2 protein-coding genes are annotated in these 945 nt (G+C 69.5%); both read right to left on the reverse strand.

Annotated features, from left to right (window positions below; genetic code table 11):
* Positions 1–573, reverse strand: a 573-nt coding sequence (locus tag KZA10_RS16210; protein ID WP_218683401.1) for a cache domain-containing protein, incomplete at its 3' end; no start/stop codon positions are given.
* A gap of 37 nt (positions 574–610) precedes the next feature.
* Positions 611–945 (reverse strand): FCD domain-containing protein (locus KZA10_RS16215; RefSeq protein ID WP_374196610.1); only part of this gene is annotated, 335 nt, incomplete at its 5' end.

Here is a 945-nt window from a genome sequence, read left to right on the forward strand (position 1 = left end):
GTTGGTCAGGGTGACCTCGCACCCCAGGGCGGCGAAGCGGTGCGTCAGATCCTGTTCGACGGACGACACGAGCAGGTCGAGGCCGGCGACGCCGATGCGACGGCCGTCGACCTCGGCGGGGACGGCGATCGTGATCGTGTACTCGTCGCTGCAGAGGTAGTCGACGTAGGGTCCGGCGACGTGCGGTTCGCCGGTGGCCATCGGCACGCGGAACCACTCCAGGGCGCTGTAGTCGATGTTCTCCTTGTTCAGCGACTGCGAGGCGAGCACGAGCTGCCGGCGGTCCTCACCCTGCCACCACGCGAGATGGCTGTGGGCATCGGAGAGGAGGTCGATCGCGGCGATGAAGCCCGCGCCGTAGACCGGGACGCCGGGGAGGTCGAGTGTCCTCAACGCACGCGGTTCCACGAGCGCGTCGATCCTCGAGCGCGTGAGCGGCCCGGCTGCCCTGGCGTCGAAGACCTCCGCGGCGAACGGGTCCACCCAGTCGAGCAGGGTGCGCACGGGCGCCGTGAAGTAGTCCTCCACGATCGCGGCTGCTGCCTGGATGGCGGTGTCGGTTGCTGTGTTCATCGCGTCCTCCTGTGCACGTCGATGCTGGTCCTCTGATCTACCCGGTCGCTGCCTGGAGCCGGATCAGCGCGTCGATGGTCTCGGCGGCCATGAGCTCGGTCCTCGCCCCGGCGGCATCGGGATCCCCGGCCTCCACGGCGTCGATGACGGCGGCCAGGTGGGCTCCCTGGCGCCGAAGGTTCTCTGTCTCGTGCGCGACGAGACGCAGGAAGGGCGAGAGCTCTGCCTGCAGCTTCATCTGCTCGCGGGTGAGGCGCGCCGACTGGCTCAACGCGACGATCTCGATCTGCACGTCGTCGAGCAGACGGCGCTGCGCTTCCGGGTCGAGCTCCTCGATCCGCTCCAGCCGGCGACGCAGCGGGTGCGTCGCCG

The organism is Microbacterium sp. BF1, from assembly GCF_019279095.1.
Classification (GTDB): domain Bacteria; phylum Actinomycetota; class Actinomycetes; order Actinomycetales; family Microbacteriaceae; genus Microbacterium; species Microbacterium maritypicum.